Origin of the sequence: Bradyrhizobium sp. ISRA442 (genome assembly GCF_038085055.1) — a bacterium.
Classification (GTDB): domain Bacteria; phylum Pseudomonadota; class Alphaproteobacteria; order Rhizobiales; family Xanthobacteraceae; genus Bradyrhizobium.
Genome location: NZ_JALGCN010000026.1, coordinates 81,682 through 100,273, shown reverse-complemented (window position 1 = coordinate 100,273; position 18,592 = coordinate 81,682). Strand labels below are relative to the sequence as shown.

Sequence of the window (18,592 nt, the reverse complement as noted above, 5' to 3'; positions counted from 1 at the left end):
CGATGGGAGGCCTGCCTGGGGGCCAGCCTCAACGTTGCTGTGGCAATAGCGACAGTCGATGCCGAGTTCCCCCGCATGGTGACGGTGACTGAAAGGCACCGGCTGATGCGGTCGAATGTGGGTGTCCGTCATATACGCCGAGTGTGCAAAGCCAACGACCGCGACAGTGCCGCCGCCGGCCAGGGACAGGCCGCCGATCAGAAACAGGCGTAACCAGGTATCCGCCACGGAGGAGAATATCTGAACCATTCTCGCTGTGACCGGATGGCGAGCTCCCGGTCGACAACCTTGCCATCGTGCGTTGGTTCCTAATGTAGGAACGCTATCCCCGATACGGCATTGTCCTGCCGCGACCGAGGACAACACCATGGCGGACGGCAAGCGCTTCGACTACGAGCGGTCGGACGTCGGACTCCGCCTCGTCGGGTGGCTTGCGGGAGGCCTTGCGACTTTCGTCGCAGTCACGCCGCTCGTGCTGCCGCTTATGTATCCGCAATCGATGAAGCGCATCACACCTGCAAGCCGTCCCGCGTTGAGCTCAAATGCGCCGCCGCTCGAGGTCACCCCTCGGGATGCGCTGCAGAAGTCACGACAGGCCGACGAGCAGATCGAGCGCGGTTACGGCTGGGCCGATCGCAATCGAGGCGAAGTCCGCATTCCGATTGACCGCGCGGTCGAGATCCTCCTGCGCAAGGGGTTGCCGGGGTGGCCATCTCCATGAGCTCGCGCCGGACGAGGCTGCCGTAGATGTGGCGCCAGTGGATCCCGTTCTGGCAGCCCGCGCTCTCGCTGCATAGCGGCGATGTCGATCTGCTGTTCGCTGGTCTATTGGTTGCAAGCGCGCTGGTGTTAGGGCTGCTGTTCTTTCTGCTGATGCTGTTTTGCGTGCGCTATCGCGCGGGCAACCAGACCGACCGCGATGACCGCGTCGTCAAAAGCTGGCATTGGGAGGTCGGCTGGACCACCGCCTCGTTCATCTGCTTCCTCGGCCTCTTCGTCTGGGGGGCCAGCGTCTATTTCCAGATCTACAAGACACAGGCGGACGAGCATGACGTGTTCGTCGTCGCGAAACAGTGGATGTGGAAGACGCAGCATCCCGGCGGCCAGTCGGAAATCGACGCACTGCACATTCCGGTCAAGCGCCCCGTACGCCTCGTGATGGCGTCGCAGGATGTCATTCACAGTTTCTTCATCCCGGCCCTTCGGCTCAAGCATGATGTGGTCCCGGGCCGCTACCAGGACCTCGAGATCGAGGTGGACAAGCCGGGGCACTATCACCTGTTCTGCGCGGAATATTGCGGCACCGATCACTCCGGCATGATCGGCGAGATCGTGGCGATGGAGCCGGCCGATTTTTCCAACTGGCTGACGCAGCAGGCCCCATTAAGTCCGCTTGCGGATGAAGGAGGCGTCCTATTTCGCGAGCTCGGGTGCAGCGGCTGCCATGGCTATGGCAGCAAGGTCCGAGCACCACCGCTGGAAGGGTTGTACGGCAAGCCGGTGCCGCTGTCCGATGGCACCAGCGTGATCGCGGATGACAAGTACATCCGGGATTCCATCCTGCTGCCGCGCAGCCAGGTCGTCGCCAGCTATGAGCCGTTGATGCCTTCGTTCGAAGGAAAAGTCAGCGAGGACCAGCTCTTGCGACTCGTCCTCTACATCAAATCCCTCGCAGGACGCCAATCATGAGCGAGAAGAATTATCTTACCACCGACTACACCCTGAAATCCTGGTTCTTGACGACGGACCACAAGCGGATCGCGATCCTTTATTTTGCGAGCCTGATCTTCTTTTTCTTCATCGGCGGCGCCGCTGCCACCGCGATCCGGATCGAGCTCGCCACCCCGCAAGCCGACTTGGTCAGCTCGGACATCTACAACCGTCTGTTCACCATGCACGGCATCATCATGGTGTGGTTCTTTCTGATCCCGTCTATTCCCAACACACTCGGCAATTTCATTGTCCCGCTGATGATCGGCGCGCGCGACCTTGCCTTCCCGCGGCTTAATCTCATGAGCTGGTACATCTTCATGCTGGGTGGCTGTACCACGTTGTTTGCCATTTTCGCGGGCGGCGTCGATACCGGCTGGACCTTCTACACGCCGTTCTCCACGCTCTACTCCAACAGCTACGTGATCGTCGCGGCCGCAGGCGTCTTCATTGCCGGCTTCTCGTCGATCCTGACCGGGCTCAATTTCATTGTCACCATCCATCGCCTGCGCGCCCCCGGGCTGACCTGGTATCGCCTGCCACTGTTCCTGTGGTCGCTCTATGCGACCTCCGTTATCTTGGTGCTGGCGACACCGGTGCTCGCCATCACCCTGATTCTCATTGCGACCGAACGCTTCTTCGGCGTCGGCATTTTCGATCCCAGGATCGGGGGTGATCCGCTGCTGTTCCAGCACCTGTTCTGGTTCTACTCGCATCCCGCGGTCTACATCATGATCCTGCCGGGCATGGGGGTGATCAACGAGTTGGTCTCCTGCTACTCGCGAAAGCAGGTGTTCGGCTACAAATTCGTCGCCTGGGCGAGCCTCGCCATCGCCGCGGTCGGCTTCCTGGTGTGGGGTCACCACATGTTCGTCAGTGGCCAATCGCTGGTCGCAAGCCTCGTCTTCTCCTTCATGAGCTTCATCGTCGCCGTACCCTCCGCCATCAAGGTCTTCAACTGGACTGCGACCCTGCACAAGGGCTCGATCCATTTCGACGCGCCCATGCTCTATGCGCTGGCGTTCATCGGCCTGTTCACGATTGGCGGCCTCACGGGTCTCTTCCTCGCCTGCCTCGCCTTTGATGTGCACGCGACCGATACCTATTTCGTCGTGGCACACTTCCACTACATCATGGTCGGCGGCATGGTGACGGCCTATTTCGGCGGACTGCACTATTGGTGGCCGAAGATGACCGGCCGGCACTATTCAGAATATTGGGCGCGTACGGCCGCCGTGTTGATCTTCTTCGGTTTCAATCTCACGTTCTTCCCGCAGTTCATTCTCGGGGCCGAAGGCATGCCGCGGCGCTATCACGTCTATCCGCCGGAGTTTCAGGTCTGGAACGTGCTGTCATCCGGAGGCGCAGCGATCCTCGCCGTTGCTTATCTGATGCCGCTGCTTTACCTCGGCTATTCCGCGTTCTTCGGCGCCCGCGCATCGGCAAATCCCTGGAACGCGACTGGTCTCGAATGGCAGACGTCGTCGCCGCCGCCGGAGTTCAACTTCACGACGCAGCCCGTGGTGACGCGCGCGCCTTATCAATACAACGGGGACTTTCAGGCGGAGCCGCAAAATGCCTGAAAGCTTCGCCTTCGCGCCGCAATACGCCTCAATACCTCACCGCGATCACACCGCCGAACTCGGCATGTGGGTCTTCATCGCTACGGAAGTACTCCTGTTCGGCGGCCTGATCCTAACCTATTTCGTCTACCGGCACGCGTTCCCGGAGGACTTTGCCGAGGGCAGCCGTCGCACCGAGATCGTGATCGGAACGGCCAACACGGCCGTGCTCCTGACCTCGAGCTTCCTGGTCGCGTGGGCGGTCGAGATCTTCTCGCCTGACACCGCCGGGATCGTCACATGGCTACTCGTGGGTGCGGCCTGCCTTGGCCTGGCCTTCATCGTGCTCAAGGGGATCGAGTACAGCAAGGAGTATGATGAGCACCTCGTCCCGGGCGTCGACTTCCAGTTCGCCGGATCGCGCGCTAGTGGCGTCCAGCTCTTCTTCATCTTCTACTTCATCGCGACCGCGATCCACGCCCTGCACATGCTGATCGGGATTTGCCTGTTGATCACACTGGCGACCATCTGCCGGACGGCGCCGACGACGCGCCATCAAACGGCGTTGCGCAGCGGGGCGCTGTACTGGCACTTCGTCGACGCGATCTGGATATTCCTATTCGCGCTGATCTACCTGCCCGGGCGATCCTCCTCATGACGCAATGGCGACCACCACTTCCTCTCGTCGGTGCCTGGCTTGGCCTGCTGGCCTTGCTGGCATTAACCGTAACGCTCGCCTATGTGCCGCTCGGAACCGGCAATTCCGTCGTCGCCCTGAGCATCGGCACCATCAAAGCAGGACTCGTCGCCGCCATTTTCATGGAGCTGCGACATCGGAGCGGCCTCACGCTCATCTTCGCGGGTGCCGGGCTGTTCTGGCTCGGGATCCTTCTTTGGCTTGGCCTGATGGATTTCATGACCAGGACGTAAGGCCTAGTTGGTCCTGGCATCCAATCGCGCGCGCTCCTTCCTGACGTCGTCCTCGCTGACCGGCGGCGCCTTGCCCCAATGATTGCGGATATAGCTCGCCACTGCGGCGACTTGCTCGTCGTTCAATTGCCATCCGAAGGCTGGCATGGCCGGACCGGTCGGCTCGCGGTCGGTCGCAACGCTCAGTGCGCCCTGGAGGATCACCCGCAATACCGTCGTGGGGTCCTTCGTATTGACCGTGGCCGCCTCGGCGAGATTTGGGATGAGATTGGGAACGCCCGTCCCATCCGACTTGTGGCAGGCCGAGCAGAGATCCTGATAGATCGCGCCCCCGCCGTCAGCACCTTGGAATCAGCCGAGCTGTCGGCTGCGGGCTTTGGTCCGGAGACGTCCTTCATTAGACCGCCATCGCCTTGACGTCGTCGTCGCTCAGTTTCGACGTCGAGAGCTCGACCACCTCGCCCATCAAGCCGGCCGCGGCGGCAAAGCGGTTATGGCCGGTCTTGAGATATTGCGCGACGTCGTCGGCTGACCATTGCGCGAGCGGCCCCTGACCGCTGGTGATATCGGGCGCGACCCAGCCTTGGAGCGCATAGCCCCGCAAGGGCTTTGAGGCCTCGTCTCCGCCCAGGAGGGTCTTTGGCGTGTGACAGGCGCCGCAATGTCCGGGGCCCTGGACCATATACGCTCCGCGATTCCACTCCTTCGACTTCGATGGCTCGTTCTTGAAGGTGCCCGGCTTGAAGTAGAGCTTGTCCCAGACCGTCATTGCCGTCCTATGGTTAGGCGGGAACGGCAGTTGATCGACGGCCACCGCATTGTGGACCGGCTCGACCGTCGACAGATAGGCGCGGATGTCCTTCACGTCCTCCCGCGTCATCCTCGCGAAGTAGGGAAATGGCATCGCCGGGTACAGCCGCTTTCCGTCGCGTCGGCGCCCATCGCGCACGGCTGCGTTGAACTCCTCGTCGCTCCAGGCACCGATCCCGGTCTCACGGTCCGGCGTGATGTTGGGGGCGACCAGCACCCCGAACGGCGTTTCGATCGGCCTGCCGCCACCGAACGGGTGATCGCTGCCGGGGACGGTATGGCAGCTTCCGCAATCTGCGGCGTCGGCGAGATAGTGCCCGCGCTCGACGGCGGCGAAATCCTGCAAGCTCGCACTCGTGGCCTTGCCCGCGCCGGCGCCAAGCGCGAGTGCGGCCAATGCGAACTGTGCGGATCTACGCATTGATCAACTGCCGAGGATTCTTGAGATACTTTGAGCGGATCGCGTCGGCCGCCCAATAGGCGAGCGCAGCGACCGTTCCGGTGGGGTTGTAGCCGGCATTCTGCGGAAACGCGCTGGCGCCGAGCACGAACAGGTTCGTCACGTCCCAGCTCTGGAGGTAACGATTAAGCGCACTAGTGTTAGGATCACTGCCCATCACCGCTCCGCCGCAGAGATGCGTGGTCTGATGCTTGGTGATGTCATACGGTGCCTTGCGATCTTCCTTGTGGACCTGTTTTGCGCCCATTGCCTGAAAGATCTCGGCGAACTTGTCGGTCAGGAATTTGTTCTGCTTGATCTCGTTGTCATGGAAATCCATGGTGATCCGGACCAGCGGCCGGTTGAAGCGATCCTTGTAGGTGGGATCGAGATCGACATAGACATCACAGTAGCTGTACATGCTGCCATGGACGCCGGTGCCGGGCTTGATCGCGCTCTGATAGTTTTCCTTGACCGCCTTCTTCCATTCGCGCCCCACAACGGCGTTCCCGGCAGAAGGGTGTGGTTTCGATCGGCCGGCCATTGGTCTGCACCTGTCCCACTAACCGCCGCCGACGAACCCATGCGGACCATGGTCGAAATTGTCGCCGTTGAACTCGTCGATGCACATTCCGATCGCGCCGGAGGCGATGAAAGGATTGAAGATGAACTTCGCAGGATCGAAGGACGTCTGAGACGGTCTGGTGCGTGAAATTGCGGCCGATCACGCCGGTATTGGGCGCGGGATCGTAGGCCTTTCCGATGCCCGACATCAGCAGAAGCTGGATGTTGAAAATCGTATAGGCGGAGAGCAAAACGAGATCGGCCGGCTGCTCCCACTCATCGCCCGCGGCATCGACAAACGTCTCGCCTGTGGCGCGCTTGCCGGAGCTGTCGAGATTGATCCGCGTGACCCCGCTGTTGTCGCGTGCCGCAAAGTTGGATTTGCGGACCAGCGCCGGCAGGATGGTGGTTTGCGGCGAGGCCTTTGAGTAGTTGCCGCAACCGAACCACTCGCAGAACCCGCAATAGGTGCATGGTCCCAGTCGAACGCCCAATGGATTTTGATATGGTCGCGACATGTTGCCGGAGGATTGCGGAAACGGCTTGTAGCCGATGTCGCGCGCCGCCTTGGCAAAGAGCGTGTGGCTGAACGGCTGATCCTGCGGCGGATTGGGATAGGGACGCGAACGCGGCCCTTCGAACGGATTGCCCCCCTCCATGATCGTGCCCTTGATGTTGCCGGCTTGGCCGGACGTGCCGCAGAGATATTCGAACCGGTCGTAATGCGGCTCGAGCTCGTCATAGGTCACGTCCCAGTCCTGGTCGTCATACCCTCGGGCAGGAAGCTTGTGCCGTAGCGCTCGGTCAGGTGGGTCTTCAGCACGAAATCCGACGGCAGGAAAGCGCCAGGTCTCGGCGTTCCAGTGCACCCCTCCCCCGCCAACGCCGTTCGGCGGCATGAATGCGCCCCAGCTCCGGATCGGCAGAGCCGTTTGGCTCATCTTGTTGCGGAAGGTGAAGGTGGTCTGGCGGGGACTGAGAAACAGCTCGTGGCGAATCCGGAACCGCAGCTCATCCGCTGCGTAGCCCGGCGGATAGTCCGTCGCCGCATTGCGCCAGGGGCCGCGCTCGATCGCGATCACATCGAGTCCGGCGTCGGCAAGCTCGTAAGCCATGATCGATCCGGTTCAGCCGAGCCCGATGATAACGACGTCCTTTGGCGGAGCTTGCGGTCCATATGTCACGCTCACGATTTTGCGGGAGTCCAGTCGGAGCGGCCCACAATGCTCACTGGCGGATGCGGATAGCGCTCGTTTGGCGATTGACCCAGTCGCGATAGTCGTAGCGGATGCCGGGAAAGCCGATCATCTTCCAACCGACCATATCGCGATTGCCGCCGTGAATGGGGTCGGCGAAGAAGCCTTCCGGGACATCCTTCAACAGCGCAGAGAAAAATCCCTGCGCATCGACAGTCTCGAACTTAACCTCGCCGGACTCGATCTTGCCAAGGACATCATCCTGCTCGGTGGCACCGAGCTCCGCAAAGGTCTTGCCGCCGAACGTCGACCTGCAATGCTTGTCGAGCGCGGCGAGACTCTTGCGGTAGAGCTCGGCATGGGTCAGCGCCGACTGCGGCCCCTGCTCCTTGGTGCCTTTGGCGTGGGGGCCAAGCATGTAGAGGCTCTGGTTGGAGCCGTACGGCCCCTTGAGCTGACGATCGATGAAGACGGCGGAATCCGCAAGCTTGCCGCCTGGCGTCTCCGGGTCCGGCGGAATAATGCGGTCGACGATCGCTTCCATCGCGCGGGCTTCATCGAGGGTGAAGAACTGCCATGGTCCCGGCCGCACGATCTCAGCGCCGAGTTATGGGGAGCCCAAGGGAAACGATTGTGGATGACGGTTGCGCGCGTCAGCGATGTCGTACTGACCAGCCAGGTCGCGAGTGAGACCAGAAACGCCCGTCGCCGCATGGGGGAGATCCATCGAACCGCTGCGGCAACGTGACCAGGGTTTGTAGGTTCCTACGGCGCATTTGATCGGACCTCGACCCCTCAGTCGCAACCTTGGGGTCGGGGTCCCTGATTTGCCGAGCGCGGCTAGGCGAGGGACGCCACTTGCGAGCGGGACTTTGGAACAAACGCATTCAGCCCATGTTGGTCGGCGAGAACCAACCCGACGCGTGTGCGCGCGGCAAGGCTTGAGAGGACATGACGATGAAACACACTATGATTGTCTTGGGCTGTATTCTGCTGGCGGGCCCGGCGCTCGCTCAATCGGTCGGTGAAAAGACTGGCATCAACTCCGCGCTCGGGGTTGCGCCAACAACGGCCGACTTCGTCAAGGAGGTCGCCATCAGCGACATGTTCGAGATCGAGTCCAGCAAGCTTGCCGAGCAGAAGGGCAATGCGCAGGAGAAAACATTCGCGCAGCAGATGGTGACCGATCACACCAAGACCAGCAACGATCTGAAGGGACTGGTCAGCAGCGGCAAGGTCAAGGCCGAACTGCCGACAGCAATCGACAGCTCCCACCAGAGCAAGCTGGACAAGCTGAAAGCCGCCTCAGGCAAGGATTTCAGCTCCGACTTCGACTCCGATCAGGTCAGCGCCCACAAGGACGCGGTGTCCCTGTTCGAACGCTACGCCAAGGGCGGCGACAATGCCGATCTCAAGGATTGGGCTGGCAAGACGGTCCCTGCCCTCAAGCACCACCTCGAGATGGCACAGGAACTCGGCAAGGCGCCAAGCGTCGGACAATCGAAGAAGTAATCCTGCTGTCGGACGACGGCACTCGGCACTTTTCTGCCAATGGCAGCGATGCAGCTCCGGCCGTTGCGGGCTCGACGTGCGGAGATTCTTTGTGAAGTCCAGACACGCATTCTCGCGCCAGACTCTGATCGGCGCGGCCGGAGCTTCCCTCTCCGCCCCCGTCGCGAAAGGAATGAGCCCATGGTAGAGCAAGACCTCATCGATCCAACCAGCCGATATCCGAAGCCTCCGTTCAAGCGGCAATCGCAGCCTTGGCCTGGATTGGCGGGCCAGATGGAGCCGCGGCCCGATCATGGCGAGACCAGCTATAAGGGCTCTGGCCGATTGTTGGGCCGCAAAGCGCTCATCACCGGCGGCGACTCCGGCATGGGCAGAGCGGCCGCCATCGCTTTCGCGCGGGAAGGTGCCGACGTTGCCATCAACTACTTCCCGACCGAAGAGCCTGACGCGCAGGACGTGATCGCCATCATCAGAAAGGAAGGACGAAACGGAGTCGCGATCCCGGGCGATCTGCGGGACGAAGCGTTTTGCAAAAGGCTTGTCCAGCAGGCCATAAAGGAACTTGGCGGCCTCGATATCGTTGTCTCCAATGCTGCCAGGCAGCAATCACGCGAATCGATCCTCGACATCTCTTCCGAGGATTTCGACGCGACGATGAAAACCAACATCTATGCGCCATTCTGGATCATCAAGGCGGCTCTGCCCCATCTAAAAGCCGGCGCGTGCATCATCGGCACGGCCTCCGAGCAGGCTTACGATCCTTCACCGGAGCTGTATGATTACGCCCAGACCAAGGCTGCCACGACGAACTATGTGAAATCTCTCGCCAAGCAACTGGGCCCGAAGGGCATTCGCGTCAATGGCGTTGCGCCGGGGCCGATCTGGACCCCGCTTCAGGTGTCCGGTGGTGCATCGATGGAGAAGCTCGAAAAATTTGGCGACCAGACCCCGCTCTCCCGTCCCGGTCAGCCGGCCGAGCTCGCGTCAATTTACGTCCAGCTTGCAGCGGCGGATGCCAGCTACGCTACGGGCCAAATCTATGGTGCGGCGGGCGGATCGGGGCAACCGTAATAGCAGAAGCTCCACACAACGCTGCCCGCGTGGAGCTTCCTGACCAGGATTTCATCACTGACAAGGATGGCGTCGCCCATCGGGGCCGCGAAACCAGGTTCCGGGACGACAGGCAAAGTCGTTAGGACGGTAGTACGGCCGGTCGTATGCATACGAATTCCGGAACGGAGCGGTAGCGATCGCGCCAGCGGTGCCAATTGCTGCGCCGGCGATCCCTGCGGCCGCACCAGCTGCGGTCCCCACAGGTCCACCGCTATAGTGATGATAGCAGCGGTGCGCGTCGCAATAGTCGCGTGCCATCGCCGGCGACGTCGCGGTTGCCACGACTATTGCGGCGCCGGCGATCAGTCTTGATGTTTTCATTGGAGCCTCCATCGTCCAAAGCCTCGTGACCTCAACGACCAACGACGGACAGCGTTCCGCGCCTCATTGCGAGCAGTCCATGCGGCTGAAGGCGTTTCTCTCACTGCGATAGTCGTTGCTTCTCACGGACCGCCCGCCTGATGCTTGAGCTCCCCAGCTCGGCAGTTCGCGCCCTCCACTAGATGCTGATGAGAGCGATGCCGAGATCGGAACGCTTCTTGCGGCGAAGGTGAACCGCGGTTTCCGTGATCGTCACCTCGAGGGTCGGTTGAACCGATCCAGACAGGAGGTGACCGCCGCGGAGCGTGCCATCTTGCAAGCCCAGGACGGCATGCAGATGAAGGCTGGACTTGCCATCATCGCCTTGCGCCACATCGCCGAGCAGGCTCAGGACTTCGCATTGTTCATTGACCTCGATCGGCTTGTACTTCTTGGCGGCAAGGTCGAACCAGCCGACTTTTGCCTTTGAGAAGGCGCCGATCGCGGACACCGAAGCCCCGGTGACCTGCTCGCGATCGGCAAATTCGGTGATGGATTTGAATGCCTCCTCTTCCGGATCGAGAATCAGGATAAAGGTCCGCTCCGCGCCGGAGTTAATCGTCTTCGATTTCATGGGAAGTCCTGCTGTTGCGATTTCCACTATTTGCAATGCGTCATGCCGGATCTAATTGCGACTACGTGGCCGAGATCGGTATCTCCCCGCCCTCCATGAGTTCGGGCACGACATCCTTGAATAGACGCACCGGAACGGACTTTCCCGCAGGAACCTTGCTGCCTTGCGCATAGTGCCACAGTGGGATCAGCCCATTGCACTCCGGATAGTAGCTTGCAATGTTCCTGCGCGGAATGTCGTAGGGCACAACCTGGAGTTCGCTTAAGCTTCGTTCGACACCATCACCTGCTTCGGTCACCAGCGTGACGGTGTCTCCCGCTTTCAGGCCGTCCACCTCCATGTCGACCGGATTCATGAAGATGACGTAGCGGCTGCCCTGAACGCCACGAAAGCGGTCGTCTTCCGTGTAGATCGTCGTGTTGAACTGACCATCGGCGCGCATCGTCATCAACTCGTAGACGCCGTCGCGCTCCCGCGGCGGCGCGAAGGCCGCCTTGGGAACGGTGAAGTTCGCCTTGCCGTTGGGCGTCATCCATCTGCGCTCGCGGGCCGCAAGCGGTCGCGGAAACCCTCCGGGCTCGAACATACGCTTGTTGAAATCCTTGAACTGGTCGGGATAGGTGCGCTCGATGGCATCCCGCACCCTAGAATAGTCGGCCATCCAGGCGTCCCAATCGACCTTGGGATTGGGCTTGAGCGTCGCTCTCGCAATGCCGGCGATAATCGCCGGCTCCGACAAGGCGTGCTCGGCCACCGGCTTGCGCTGACCGCGCGAACCATGAATGCAGGCGGTGGAATCCTCCATCGACACGGCCTGCGCGCCGCTCGCCTGCTGGTCGATCTCGATCCGGCCGAGGCACGGCAGAAGATATGTGACCTCGCCCGGCACGATGTGGCTGCGATTGAGTTTTGTCGCAATCTGCACCGACAGGCGCAAACCGTACCATGCGGGCTCCATCAGGGATCGCTCGGGGACGGCACGCACAAAATTTCCGCCAAGGCTGACAAATCCGCGGACATCCCCCTTCAGGATGCCCTCGCAGGCGTCCACCGTCGACAGACCATCCCACCGCGGCGGCTCAAAACCGTAGAGTTCGGCGAGCTTGTCGAGCGGCACGAGCTTGGTCTTCTCGGAGATACCGACCGTCCGCTGACCCTGCACGTTCGAGTGCCCCCGGATGGGCGAAATGCCGGCGCCCGGCTTGCCGATATTGCCCCGCAACAGCAGCAGGTTCACAAGCATCTTGGTGGTCTCGACACCGTGCTTGTGCTGGGTGACGCCCATGCCGTAGTTAGCGATCACAGCCTTTGCCGCCATATACGTGTTTGCAGCCTCAAGCATCGCAGATCGCGAAAGCCCTGATGCCCTCTCGATCTCGCTCCATTCTTGCGCGCGGCAAAAGGCGGAAAACTCCTCAAAGCCCGCCGTGTGCTGCCGGATGAACTCGACGTCGATGAGACGCGGATTTCCATGCTCCCGCGCAAGGTCATCCGACTCGATAACCCATTTGCAGATCCCGACGATCGCCGCGGCATCGCCGCCGACCCGGACCTGATGATATTGCGTGCTGATCCGCGTGGCACCCGCGATCATCTGAAGGGGATTTTGCGGGTTGACGAAGCGCTCGAGACCCCGCTCGCGGAGCGGATTGAAAGTCACGATCGGCACGCCGCGCTGAGCGGCTTCCTGGAGCGGATGCAGCATGCGCGGCGCGTTGGTGGTCGTATTGTGCCCGAAGAAAAAGATACAATCGGTACTTTCGAAATCCTTTAACAGCACCGTGCCAACGGGGGATCCGATCACCTGCGGCAGCGCCACAGACGTCGTCTCGTGGCACATGTTCGAGCTGTCCGGAAAATTATTGGTACCGTACATCCGGCCGAACAACTGGTACATGTAGCTCGCTTCGAGTGACGCCCGGCCCGAAGTGTACATGACGACCGTACGCGGATCGAGCTTGTTCAGTTCCGCGCCGATTTCCCGGAACGCCTCGTTCCATCCAACCGGCACGTATTTGTCGCTGCTCGGATCGTAGCGCATCGGCGTCGTTAAACGCCCCTGCTCCTCCAATTGATGGTCGGACCATGTCCGCAGTTCAGCCAGCCTATGTTGCGCGAAGAACTCCGGCGTGACGGTCTTTCTTGTCACTTCCCAAGCCGTCGCCTTGGCGCCGTTCTCGCAGAATTCGAACGGATGCGGCTTTGCAGGCTTTGCCCAGGAACAGCTCACGCACATGAAGCCGCCGGGCTTGTTCTGCTTCAACAGGATCTCGCTGCCAAGAATCGCGACTTCTTCCTGCGTCAAAATATGGATGACGGCATTGAGCGATCCCCAGCCGCCGGCCGGAGCAACATAGTTTTCGACCTTAGCTTTTTGTCTCATGGCATGCCCTTTGACTGCAGCTCCCGAACGGAAAACATAAGAGGCGATTGCAAGTTCCTTTGCGTTCGGAACCTTGCTGCAGCTCGCGCGTCGACAAATCGTCGTAAGGACCAATATCATGCTCGGCTCCCAACCCGGCGGGCGCGATCGCATGTCCACGCCCGCAGCTACAGTCAGAATGCCTCGGCTCACATCAAGCTATACGTATGACGAGCGCACGGTGGCGGAGGAAAGTCCGGTCGCGCTCGTCTACGACGGAACGACGGTTGCAGTTCTCATGGTCACGCCCACGGATCTGACTGATCTCGCAGTCGGCTTCAGCCTGACGGAAGGGATCATCCAGGACATCGGCGAGATCGCGGAGCTAACGATAGCTCCGGCTCCCGACGGCATCGAACTGCGAATGTGGCTGCGGCCGAACGCCGGCCGCCTGCTAAAAGAACGACGACGTCGCCTGGTTGGGCCGACGGGTTGCGGCCTGTGTGGGATCGAAAGCTTGCGTGAGGCCAACCGGATTGCTCGACCGGTTCAGCAGGAAGTCTACCTCACGCCCGAACAGATCTGCGTTTCCATTGATACCCTGGCCGCATTGCAACTCCTTAATCACAAGACGCACGCCACACACGCCGCCGGATTTTTCCAGCCCGGCAGGAGAGACATGATCGTGCGCGAGGACGTCGGCCGCCACAATGCGCTCGACAAGCTTGCCGGCGCCCTTGCGGTGGAGGGAATATCGGGACCCGCTGGCGCCGTCATCCTCACGAGCCGGATATCGGTCGAGATGGTGCAAAAGACCGCCGCGATCGGCGCCGGCGTCATCATCGCAATTTCAGCGCCCACCGCGCTCGCAATACGGACGGCTGAGGCCAACGGCATCACGCTGGTCGGCATCGCCCGCGGACGCGAATTCGAGGTCTTCAGCCATTTCGCCAGAATTCTCTGATGTTATGCGCGCGAATATCTGGCCCGCATAGGCGCAATCGCTGCCCAGGCGCCCGGCGGTGCGCTCACGATCGAATGGCTGGCACGCCGGTCCGCCCGCGGACTGAGCCTATGGCACGGCCGTTCTCTTTGGCTCTAATCTGTCGGCAAAGGCCATCCACTCCGGAAGCGGCGCGCCGTCGCGGTGCCGACCACCCGCCACTGCTGCCGCCCAGGCGCTCACAGCCCCGAGCAGTGTGGCGGCGGCCACGGAGAACGCGAGAACGATCGTGCTGCGACGCGCATGAGTGATCGCCGTTTTCGAGCTCGCGATCGCCTGGTCGACCCGTCGCTCGGAGTCTCCGGCCGAAAGGCCCGTCAGCGCCTGGATCTGTTGCATCAGATGGGTCCGGTCATCTCCGTTCACACCGTTGTGGCTCGACGAGGTCATGAGAATCCGGCTCGCCTCGGCGCGCTCGGCGCTGATATCAGCATTCGCAGGTCGACGCGGCGAGCGCAATAGCCGATCGAGTTCGTAGCTCAGGAGCGGCTCGGCAACCGTACTGTTGACCATTGTCGTTGATGAAGAGGCGCGATTGACCGCGGCCGCGCTAACAATGCCTGCCAGCACAGCGCCAAGCAGAACCGCGAGCGCCCATGCCGCCAGCCCATGAAATCCGTCGCGCATTTCCCTTTCCGCACCACTAGTCGCATCGATGCCGCCGCGAACTCGCCCCGCAATATAGCCGCCTAGGCCAAAACTGACGATCGCCTGCAAGATCAAATAGAGGCCGGAGAGCAGCGACAGCGCGATCGACGCGTCTCGCCATGTTGGCGAGGCAGAGCTGACACCGAGACCGATGGTGACGCCAAAGGTCACAAGAATAAAGGTGAAAGCCGTCGCGACGAATCCGCCTGCGACGATAGGCGTCCATCGCAAATATCGCCCTTGATCGGGAATTGTCGGCGCTTCGTCTTCGATGAATGTGGGACCCTCGATGGTCATGATCAAAGTCCTCAGCGCAGACCGAAGAACGAAAGGATGGCCATAATCACGACGATTAGGCCGATCAGATAGATCAGCTGGTTCATTTCAGTCCTCCTCCAGTTCCTCCCCGACCGATAATTGCAGCTAGTTCGGAAGGTTCCAGTTTGGAGCTGACCGTGCCGCGCGCCAGATAGCGTTGTCTCAAGTTTCGTATGTCCCCAACGGCCCAAATCTACGTCCCGCCTTCCGTGGCAGGCTTCTTGATGAGCTTGCCTTCGTGCACTTCATGAGCAACGGCGCCTGTCCTGGCTTTTGCGCGGCGCGCAGATGACCCATTGCTTGCACCGTCTTCTTGGTTGCCCGAAACCTCGTCCCGTCGATGGGCTCCGCGCTCCTTGCGATTTTTATCAGGTGGTTTAGTTCGCATGTTTCCGCTCCGGATCGCCCCCCATCAATTCGCGGCGCTCGCCGCGCCGACCGCATTGGCCAATAGCTCTGCGATGTGCTTAGTCTTGCGGCCAGTGCCCTGCTCGATCTGCTCCCGACAACTGAACCCGTTCGCCAGGATGACCGTATCGGAGGCCGCGTTTCTGATCAGCGGCATCATGGCGCGTTCAGCCGCCGTGATGGACAGGTCATATTTTTCCCGCTCAAATCCGAACGCTCCGGCCATTCCGCAGCAGCCTGACTTCATGATCTGGTAGTCGAGCCCCAATTGGTCGAGAACGCGCTGCTCGGCTTGCGACTCCAGCACCGCATGGTGGTGGCAATGAAGCTGCACCAATGCCGCGCCTGAAGTCCGGCCGAGCTCCTCATGCGGAACGTGCCGATCGAGAAACTCCGTGAAGAACAGGGTCTGTTGCGAGAGGCGTTCGGCGTGCTCGCGCCCGGGAAAGAGACCTGGCAGCTCGTCACGGAACGCGCTGACACAAGCCGGCTCAAGGCCGACAATCGGCATACCCGCCCTCAAGGCCGGCGCGAGCGCAGCGAACGTGCGTTCCCAAAGCTTCTTGGCGCGATCCAGCATACCCCAGTCGTACAACGGCCGCCCGCAGCATAGAATGCGGTCGGGAATCGTCACGGTGTAACCAAGTGCCTCGAGAACCTCGGTGGCTGCAATTGCCGTTTGAGGCCTGAGATAGTTGTTGAATGTATCCGGCCACAACATAACGGTCTCGCCGCCTCTGCGCGTGCCCCGCTCCCGGAACCACTGCACGAACGACTGGCCTGCATACCTTGGTATCCTACGCTGCGGCGCAATCCCGCCAGCCCATTTCGCCGCCGCAGAAAGGCCCGGCCATTGGAAGACGGCATTGGCCAACCAGGGGGCGGAACTTGCCAGGCGCGACCATTCGTGGATCAGACCCATGGTGTAGGCTGCCCGCGGGCGCAATCGTCCCTTGTAATGATGCGCACGAAATTCGGCCTTGTAGGTGGCCATGTCCACCTGCACGGGGCAGTCGCTCTTGCAGCCTTTGCAGCCGAGGCAAAGATCGAGTGCGTCCTCCACCTCCGCGCTGCGCCATAGATCGTCGATCGGCCCGCCATGCAGCATCTCGAAAAGGAGGCGCGCGCGCCCGCGCGTCGAATGTTTCTCCTCGTTGGTCGCCATGTAGCTCGGGCACATGACGCCCTTCTCGCTGTCGCGACGACGGCAGGCGCCGACGCCCACGCAGCGGCGTGTCGCCTTCGCGAAACTATTGGAGTCCTCCCCGTAGGAAAAATACGTTGGCAGATCAGGCGGCTGATAGTTGGGTCCGATCCGCAAGTTCGATGTTGGCGGAAATGGATCGATCACCTTTCCCGGATTCATCTTTCCATTCGGATCCCAAATCGCCTTGAACTCGCGGAAGGCCTGCATAAGCTCGGGCCCGTACATTCTTTCCAAAAGGCTCGCGCGAGCCTGGCCGTCGCCGTGCTCGCCGGACAGTGTGCCGCCATAGCGCACGACGAGATCTGCGGCCTCATCGAGGAAACGCTGCCAGTTAGCTAGGCCGGCCTCCGTGCGCAGATCGAACGGCACGCGGCAATGCACAAGCCCATCGCCAAAGTGACCATAAACGGATGCGTCATAACCATGATTGCGATAGAGCGCCTTGAGCTCACGCAGATAGTGGCCGAGATTTTCCCTAGGGACCGCGCTGTCCTCCCATCCGGGATGGGTTTCTGGAAAGCCTGGCACGTGGGCGGTCGCCGCGAGCGCGGCTTCGCGAACTTCCCAGATCTTGGCCTGCTGCTTGGAATCAGCGACCAGCTTCGCTTCGTGACCGCGTCGGCTGAATTCCTCGGCCAACGGATTGGCTTTCGCTATTGCGTCATCGCTCGTCTCGGCGCCGAATTCCGCGATCAGCCATCCGCCTCCCGCTGGCAGCACCTTTACGTTTTCGGGATGAAGGTGCTTTCGCTTGACGAATTCGACAAGCAGCCGGTCAAAGCCTTCAAGTCCGATTGGCCCGTAGGGTAGCACGTCGGGCACCGCATCGGCTGCGCGGTAAACATCGTCAAACCCGATGATAACGAGCACGCGATGCCTTGGACTTGGCACCAGATTGAGCCTGGCACGCAGAACGATTGCGCATGTACCTTCGGTTCCAACGAGCGCTCGCGCGACGTTGAACCCGTGCTCCGGCATCAGCTCATCCAGATTCTCGTAGCCGGATACACGGCGCGGAATCTTCGGATATTTCGCCAGGATGAGATCGCGATAGCGCCAGCGAAATTCGTCCAACTGGCGGAAGATTTGCGCCCGTCGTCCACCCGAAGCCAGATGCTGCCGGAATTCCTCCTCTCCGGTCCGACCGACCTCAAGGCGAATGCCGTCATAGGTGAGAATGTCCATCGAGTCGATGTTATCTGAGGTACGGCCCGCCATCACCGAGTGGACGCCGCATGAATTGTTGCCGATCATGCCGCCAAGGGTGTTGTGGTCATGCGTCGCAGGATCCGGCCCGAAGGTGAGGTGATTGCGTTCGGCAGTTGCGCGCAGATTGTCCAGGATGCAGCCGGGCTCGACTTCCGCGATCCGCGAAACGGTATCGACGGCGATGACGCGATTGAGATATTTCGAGCAATCGATCAATACGGCGAAGTTGCAGCCTTGACCCGAGAGACTCGTCCCGCCGCCACGCATGACGATGGGAACATCGAACTTGCGACAGAGTTCGACAGTTCTGACGATGGCTGCGGCCGAACGCGGGATCACAACGCCGATTGGCACCTGCCGATAGTTCGATGCGTCGGTGGCGTACAGGGCCCGGTCGCCCGGGTCGAACCGCACTTCGCCATCCACGACGCTGGCAAGTTCACGCGCGAGCTGCTCATACTGTTCTGGAGGCGGACCGGTAGTTTGCTCGCCGATGATCCGGCCGTCCGGCGCCCGCTCGATACGGCGTTGTGAAGCGCGCGCCTTGCTATGGTCGACTTCAAGAATGTGGCTCATCAAGTCTCCTCTGCCGCATGAACGCGCGGTTAAATCGCGGGCAAGTGGAGCTCTCGACCGCGAATGCGGCGCGAGAGCCGGTGCGCCTCGG

Annotated in this window: 17 protein-coding genes and 1 pseudogene; 8 read left to right on the top strand and 10 right to left on the bottom strand. The window is 61.2% G+C overall.

Annotation, left to right across the window (positions count from 1 at the left end):
- Positions 1 to 27: 27 nt before the first annotated feature.
- Positions 28 to 132, bottom strand: a pseudogene (locus MTR72_RS40600) (cytochrome c3 family protein); the annotation flags it as partial.
- A gap of 235 nt (positions 133 to 367) precedes the next feature.
- Here MTR72_RS40600 and MTR72_RS34540 point away from each other — a divergent pair.
- Genes MTR72_RS34540 through MTR72_RS34520 form a run of 5 tightly spaced genes read left to right on the top strand, consistent with a single transcriptional unit; the run spans position 368 to position 4,202 of the window.
- On the top strand, positions 368 to 721 hold the full coding sequence (locus tag MTR72_RS34540) for a hypothetical protein (protein ID WP_280966517.1): 354 nt from the start codon (positions 368 to 370) through the stop codon (positions 719 to 721).
- A gap of 26 nt (positions 722 to 747) precedes the next feature.
- The gene (coxB, locus tag MTR72_RS34535) at positions 748 to 1,689 is read left to right on the top strand and encodes a cytochrome c oxidase subunit II (protein WP_280966518.1); all 942 of its coding nucleotides are present in this window, start codon (positions 748 to 750) and stop codon (positions 1,687 to 1,689) included.
- Positions 1,686 to 3,293, top strand: a complete 1,608-nt coding sequence (gene ctaD / locus MTR72_RS34530; protein ID WP_280966519.1) for a cytochrome c oxidase subunit I — start codon at positions 1,686 to 1,688, stop codon at positions 3,291 to 3,293. Before coxB ends, ctaD begins: the two co-directional genes overlap by 4 nt.
- Positions 3,286 to 3,930, top strand: a complete 645-nt coding sequence (locus MTR72_RS34525) for a cytochrome c oxidase subunit 3 (protein WP_341511977.1) — start codon at positions 3,286 to 3,288, stop codon at positions 3,928 to 3,930. Before ctaD ends, MTR72_RS34525 begins: the two co-directional genes overlap by 8 nt.
- Entirely contained in the window at positions 3,927 to 4,202 is a 276-nt protein-coding gene (locus MTR72_RS34520; protein WP_280966521.1) for a cytochrome C oxidase subunit IV family protein, read from the top strand. Before MTR72_RS34525 ends, MTR72_RS34520 begins: the two co-directional genes overlap by 4 nt.
- A 3-nt stretch (positions 4,203 to 4,205) precedes the next feature.
- On the opposite strand, the gene MTR72_RS34515 is transcribed toward MTR72_RS34520, so the two are convergent.
- The 5 genes from MTR72_RS34515 to MTR72_RS34495 form a co-directional block, all read right to left on the bottom strand.
- Positions 4,206 to 4,526 (bottom strand): c-type cytochrome, encoded by a 321-nt coding sequence (locus tag MTR72_RS34515; protein ID WP_280971117.1) that lies wholly within the window; start codon positions 4,524 to 4,526, stop codon positions 4,206 to 4,208.
- 73 nt (positions 4,527 to 4,599) lie between these two features.
- A complete protein-coding gene (locus MTR72_RS34510) occupies positions 4,600 to 5,433 on the bottom strand; it encodes a cytochrome c (protein ID WP_280966522.1) in 834 nt (277 codons plus the stop codon).
- Entirely contained in the window at positions 5,426 to 5,950 is a 525-nt protein-coding gene (locus MTR72_RS34505) for a GMC oxidoreductase (protein ID WP_280966523.1), read from the bottom strand. The genes MTR72_RS34510 and MTR72_RS34505 overlap by 8 nt, the downstream gene beginning before the upstream one ends.
- The gene (locus tag MTR72_RS34500) at positions 5,856 to 7,130 is read right to left on the bottom strand and encodes a GMC family oxidoreductase N-terminal domain-containing protein (protein WP_341511976.1); all 1,275 of its coding nucleotides are present in this window, start codon (positions 7,128 to 7,130) and stop codon (positions 5,856 to 5,858) included. The genes MTR72_RS34505 and MTR72_RS34500 overlap by 95 nt, the downstream gene beginning before the upstream one ends.
- A 112-nt stretch (positions 7,131 to 7,242) precedes the next feature.
- Positions 7,243 to 7,803, bottom strand: a complete 561-nt coding sequence (locus tag MTR72_RS34495; RefSeq protein WP_280966526.1) for a gluconate 2-dehydrogenase subunit 3 family protein — start codon at positions 7,801 to 7,803, stop codon at positions 7,243 to 7,245.
- A gap of 365 nt (positions 7,804 to 8,168) precedes the next feature.
- Between MTR72_RS34495 and MTR72_RS34490 the strand changes: the two genes are divergently transcribed.
- Both MTR72_RS34490 and MTR72_RS34485 read left to right on the top strand, forming a co-directional pair.
- Complete coding sequence (locus tag MTR72_RS34490; RefSeq protein WP_280966527.1) at positions 8,169 to 8,723, top strand: DUF4142 domain-containing protein; 555 nt, start codon at positions 8,169 to 8,171, stop codon at positions 8,721 to 8,723.
- A 180-nt stretch (positions 8,724 to 8,903) separates the two neighbouring features.
- Complete coding sequence (locus MTR72_RS34485; RefSeq protein ID WP_280971118.1) at positions 8,904 to 9,794, top strand: SDR family oxidoreductase; 891 nt, start codon at positions 8,904 to 8,906, stop codon at positions 9,792 to 9,794.
- 541 nt (positions 9,795 to 10,335) lie between these two features.
- Here MTR72_RS34485 and MTR72_RS34480 read toward each other — a convergent pair.
- Positions 10,336 to 10,770: a PPC domain-containing DNA-binding protein gene (locus tag MTR72_RS34480; RefSeq protein WP_280966529.1), complete on the bottom strand. Its 435-nt coding sequence runs from the start codon at positions 10,768 to 10,770 to the stop codon at positions 10,336 to 10,338.
- 61 nt (positions 10,771 to 10,831) lie between these two features.
- On the bottom strand, positions 10,832 to 13,153 hold the full coding sequence (locus tag MTR72_RS34475; protein ID WP_280966530.1) for an FdhF/YdeP family oxidoreductase: 2,322 nt from the start codon (positions 13,151 to 13,153) through the stop codon (positions 10,832 to 10,834).
- A gap of 73 nt (positions 13,154 to 13,226) precedes the next feature.
- On the opposite strand from MTR72_RS34475, the gene fdhD reads away from it, so the two are divergent.
- Entirely contained in the window at positions 13,227 to 14,096 is an 870-nt protein-coding gene (fdhD, locus tag MTR72_RS34470) for a formate dehydrogenase accessory sulfurtransferase FdhD (protein ID WP_341511975.1), read from the top strand.
- Positions 14,097 to 14,204: 108 nt separating this feature from the next.
- Here fdhD and MTR72_RS34465 read toward each other — a convergent pair whose 3' ends face one another.
- On the bottom strand, positions 14,205 to 15,080 hold the full coding sequence (locus MTR72_RS34465; protein WP_280966532.1) for a hypothetical protein: 876 nt from the start codon (positions 15,078 to 15,080) through the stop codon (positions 14,205 to 14,207).
- Positions 15,081 to 15,513: 433 nt separating this feature from the next.
- Positions 15,514 to 18,501, bottom strand: coding sequence for an FAD-binding and (Fe-S)-binding domain-containing protein (locus MTR72_RS34460; protein WP_280966533.1), 2,988 nt, complete (start codon positions 18,499 to 18,501; stop codon positions 15,514 to 15,516).
- Positions 18,502 to 18,592 lie beyond the last annotated feature (91 nt).